Annotated in this window: 3 protein-coding genes; all 3 read left to right on the top strand. The window is 35.9% G+C overall.

Going from position 1 to position 5,124, the window contains the following annotated elements; translation table 11 throughout:
- Positions 1-329: T9SS type A sorting domain-containing protein (locus N2201_07260; GenBank protein ID MCX7785996.1), on the top strand; the 329-nt coding region annotated here is incomplete at its 5' end.
- Positions 330-598: 269 nt separating this feature from the next.
- Entirely contained in the window at positions 599-2,926 is a 2,328-nt protein-coding gene (locus N2201_07255) for a C25 family cysteine peptidase (protein ID MCX7785995.1), read from the top strand.
- Positions 2,927-3,025: 99 nt separating this feature from the next.
- Positions 3,026-4,729, top strand: coding sequence for an agmatine deiminase family protein (locus N2201_07250; protein MCX7785994.1), 1,704 nt, complete (start codon positions 3,026-3,028; stop codon positions 4,727-4,729).
- Positions 4,730-5,124: the final 395 nt, after the last annotated feature.

Here is a 5,124-nt window from a genome sequence, read left to right as displayed (position 1 = left end):
CCATCACTTCATATTCCTCAGTAGAGGAAGAGACAAGAATTACGCCTTTGATAACAATGCTCAATCCGATAAGACCGAATCCAGTGACAAATGGTATTGCGAAGATTTCCTTTAGTCTTGCAGAACCAGTTCATACTAAACTGAAGATATACGATGCGTCAGGAAGAGTCGTAAAGACCTTGGTTAATAGCACACTCCAATCAGGAGTTTACAATTTGACTTGGGATGGTAGAGACGAGAGCAATCGCAGAGTTGCTGAAGGCATCTACTTCTATACACTGGAAACTCCGAATCAGAAATTCACTAAAAAGATGATATTTACTCGTTAAAATAAAAACATAAACCGGGCTGGGTTATAAAATACCCAGCCCTTAATTTTTTCAAATTAAGAGATAATAAAAAGAATGTGCAATTGGTTGCATATTAAATGCATAGTTTTGCACAATTAAAAAGTAAGTTAAGGTTAATAATTAGACTGTTTGTGCCTTGTACTCTTTTTCATTGAAAGAACAAAAATCTAATTGACGGAAGTATATTTTTGATATACAATTTAGAACTAATTTTGGCATAAGTTTTGATGTAAATTCTGTTTAATGTGATGATAAAGAACATTAAGTTATTAATTTTAATATTTATATTTAACATTAGTTTTGCAATTCAAGGTGCAAAGTATCTTATAATTTCGCCAGATAATTTTGTTTCTGCTCTCCAGCCGTTAGCCGAATGGAAAACTAAAAAAGGCATTAAAACTGCGATTGTTCCTCTCTCTGTTACTGGAAATTCTGCTTATCAGATAAAAAATTATATTGTGAACGCTTACAATAATTGGCAATTAAAGCCTGAATATGTTCTTTTGGTTGGTTCACCTAATCTTATTCCCAGTGTAAATTATAGTGGCGGTTTTTATTCTGATGACTATTACGGAGATATTACGGGCGATTACCGTGTGGAACTATGTGTTGGCAGACTGCCATGTTCAAATTTGACTCAATGTCAAACAAATGTCGCCAAGATTCTGGGTTATGAAAGAACACCGTATATTGCAGACTCGCTTTGGTTTAGAAAAGGAACTGGGATTGTTCGAGAAGATGGAACAACACATCCAGACACTATTTATTGGAATAATGTTAGATATGTTTGTGCGTTTTGGAATGATTATCGGTATGTTCAAGTTGATACTTTTTCACGATTACGAGGTAATAACGCAAATAATGTGGTCAATGCCATAACTAATGGACGGTCCTATGTTGTTTACCGCGGAGAAGCAACCGCTAATTGGTATAATCCGTTCCAAGTTAATCCTAATAATACTAATAATGGTTGGAAATTGCCTGTGGTCGTTTCTGGTACTTGTGCCACCATAACCCTTTCGCCAATGAGCCCAACCGGCTATCTCGGTGACCAGTTCTTGAATGCTGGTTCTTCGACAACTCCCAAGGGTGCTGTGGCGTTTTTTGGCACAACTGAAGCCACTACGGGTTCAGGTTTGGCAAATTTACGGGGAACAGTAACTAAAGCATTTTTTAAGGCAATTTTTGAAGAACGTAATTATTATTTAGGTAATGTGGCAAAACGCGCAAAGTTTATTGTGGATTCACTTCAACCGCCTTATTATAATTCATCACGATATTGGGAATGGAATCTTCTTGGTGACCCAACAATGCGCATTTGGACAAGCACTCCCAAACCTATTACAGTTCAACACGAGACAATAATTGAAACCCGACCTCAGATATATACTGTTACAGTGAGAAAAGAAGGCGTTCCCGTATTTGGCGCAAATGTTTGTTTGATGAAAGATGACACGACAATATACCAATCACAAACCACAAATAATGCTGGAATGGCAAGTTTCTCAATTTATCCGCATTCAATCGGAACAATGTCAATAATAATTACCGGCCCAGACTGTGTTCCTTATGAAAAGAATGTGTCAATCCGATTACCAACGATTGAACACGATGTGGGAATTCTTTCCATAGTCCAACCTATCGGAACAATTATCAATGGAACTAATGTAATCCCTAAAGTTAAAGTTATGAATTTCGGCACGCGCACAGATACTTTTCCCGTGACCTTTAAGATCGGCAATGTTTATGAACATACAATGCCGTCAATTATTTTAGCATCCGGCGACAGCACAATTGTTGAATTTCCGATATGGACTGCGGTTACTGGTAATTATGATGTTTATGCATTCACTGCCCTTAGTTCGGACGAATGGCGAAGCAATGATACGGCATTTGGTTATATTAATGTTATTCTTACACAGGATGTCGGAGTTGATGCTATTTTAAGTCCAGACAGTATCCACCCGGTTTTTCAACCAGTTGTGCCCAAGGTCCGAATTAAAAATTATGGCTCATATCTCGTGTCTAATTTTAATGTTATCTGCTCAATTATTAATCATCAAGGTGTTTTAAGACATACTGATAGCAAATATGTCTCAGTGCTTTATGCTGGTGATACAATGCGCATTAACTTTAACAGTTGGTCACCAGTAACAACTGAACTTTGTACTGTGAAAATTCGTTGCATGCTGGTGGGAGACCAAAATCCCAATAATGACCGGAGCACTCGCCTAATCTGGTTAGTTTCAACTTCATCTAATGAAGATAATTTCAACTCAAAACTAATAACTAAGCTTAATCCACCATACCCCAGTCCCAATTATAACCGTAATGTCATTATCTCGTTCAATCTCGGTGGTAATCAGGCAGGCCATAAAGTTCTACTAAGAATATTTGACGCCTCAGGTCGTGTTGTAAAAACCCTTGTAAATACAAGTTTATGTTCTGGCAATTACAATTATATTTGGGATGGAACTGATAATAATAATCTTAAAATACCAGATGGTATCTATTTCTGTAATCTTGAAGTTGACCAGAGTGGTTTTACTAAAAAGATAGTTCTAACCAATAAGTAGATACTATCCCTTAGAATAAAATTTAGATTTTGTGCAATTGACTTATAACACATCCATAATATAATTTTACAAGAAATTTTAATTTAACAAGGAGATATTATGACGATTATTTTGTGTTTAAGTTTATTATTTAATTCTTTAGATAATACTTTTTTGCCTAAATGGCTTACACCTGAAGAGCAATTGCGGTGGAGTCAAATAGGAGCAGGTCACAAAATTACTTTACCGCCTGAAGGTTGGGTTGAAACTCCGGCAGAATTTGAGAGAGTAAGAGGTGTTTTAGTGACTTGGCGTTATGGCACTTATGATGCGATATTCCGAGAAATCGTGCGCTATACAGTCCAAACCACTAAGGCATATATAATTGTGCGCAATACTTCTGAACAAAATAATATTACTAATTATCTGACTGCTGGTGGTATTCCACTCGATAGCGTCAATTTTATAACTTATAGCAATAATTCAATTTGGATTCGTGATTACGGACCGTGGTTTATCCATAAACAAGATAATACTGAAGGAATTGTCGATTTTATTTATAATCGTCCGCGACCATTAGACGATTCAATTCCTTGGCGACTGGGTGCTGATTGGCGAATTCCGGTTTATGGTTCACCTTTAAGACATGCTGGTGGCAACTTTATGACCGATGGACTTGGTACCGGCTTTGCATCAAATCTTATTTTAGAAGAAAATCCTTCTTTTACCCGTCGACAAATCGATTCCTTGATGCGAATTTATAATGGATTAGACCAGTTTGTGACTGTGCCACGAATTAATATTGAATATACTGGTCATATTGATTTGTGGACAAAAATTCTCAATGATACCTTAATAATGGTCGGATATTATGCCCCAGGTCATCCTAATCATACTTTATTAAATCAAAATGCGGATTCATTATCTCGATGTAAAAATCGGGAAGGAATTAATTATCGTATTGTTCGAATTCCTATGCCATATTCCACTTCAAGCGCACCACCAACTTATCTGAATTCGTTATTTGTCAATAATAAAGTTTTAGTGCCGATTTGGGGATTAGCCGAAGATGATTCGGCATTATCAGTTTATCAACGAGCATTACCTGGCTATCAAATCGTTGGTATTAACTGTTCAGCAATGTCGGGTTCTGGTGGTGCAATTCATTGTATCACAATGCAAGTGCCAGCACGAAATTTTATTCATATCAAACATCGTAAATTAGCCAATACCAGTGATACGGTAAATCCTTATCGAATCAGAGCTCAGATAATAACTTCTACCAGTTTAATACCCGAATCGTGTTTTTTATATTATAAGATTAATAGCGATACTAATTTCAATGCGACTTCTTTCTATAGTGTTTCCGATACTTTAGGAGTCTATCACGGTTATATTCCCGCACAATCGATAGGTGATACAGTCTATTATTATATAGCAGTGAAAAATTTACAAGGATTCAAGCGAAAATCTCCTAACCATGCTCCGACTTACTTATATTCGTTTATGATTACACCAAATGTTGAAATTGCTGAAGAAAAAATTAATTATCCCCCAAGATTTTCAGTCTACCCCAATCCTTGTTATGACCGAGCCTTTTTCTCATTAAACTTGTCAAAACCGAGTAAAATCAAAATCGCAGTTTACAACGCAATCGGACAGCAAGTAAAAACTTTGGCCAATAGAACATTTGATAGAGGCAACTATAATCTACAATGGAATCTTTATAATAAGAATAACCAAAAATTGTCTTCAGGTGCTTATTTTATCAAAGTGACTATTGACCAAGAAACAAGGTTGGACAAACTTTTGATACTAAAGTGAAGACTTGATTGAAAATTTGAGAGTTTTACAAAAAACTTAATTTTACTGAACAAATTACTAAATTAACCAATACTTTTTGGCTTCTGTATTTGGTTAAATATCATAGCAACCACAGATATTTTTATCTTTTCTCACAAAATTTATATCTACCTAAAATTTCAAAATGGTCGCATCGGGGCTAGGGTGGGGTTAGCCCAAGCCAGACTATTTCCCAGCATATCGCATATAGTATTTTACCATATAAGCGGAATCCGAGGTCGCCTACCTGTTAGCCTAATTCGTGTAGTAAAATGTATTAAAGTTTGTATCTCTATCTGTCAAAAACAGATATTGTTTTACGGCTTACCCAAATGTGTGCTTACTAATTTATAAGACTGCTATGGAAATAACTTAAA

The sequence above is a fragment of the candidate division WOR-3 bacterium genome (assembly GCA_026418155.1).
Lineage (GTDB): Bacteria > Hydrothermota > Tepidihabitantia > Tepidihabitantales > CAIPLT01 > JAOABV01.
This window is presented reverse-complemented; position numbering and strand designations above follow the sequence as displayed.

Excerpts from the sequence above, each read along its gene's own strand:
- N2201_07255 (MCX7785995.1), top strand. The coding sequence starts at position 599 with ATGATAAAGAACATTAAGTTATTAATTTTAATATTTATATTTAACATT.
- N2201_07250 (MCX7785994.1), top strand. The coding sequence starts at position 3,026 with ATGACGATTATTTTGTGTTTAAGTTTATTATTTAATTCTTTAGATAAT.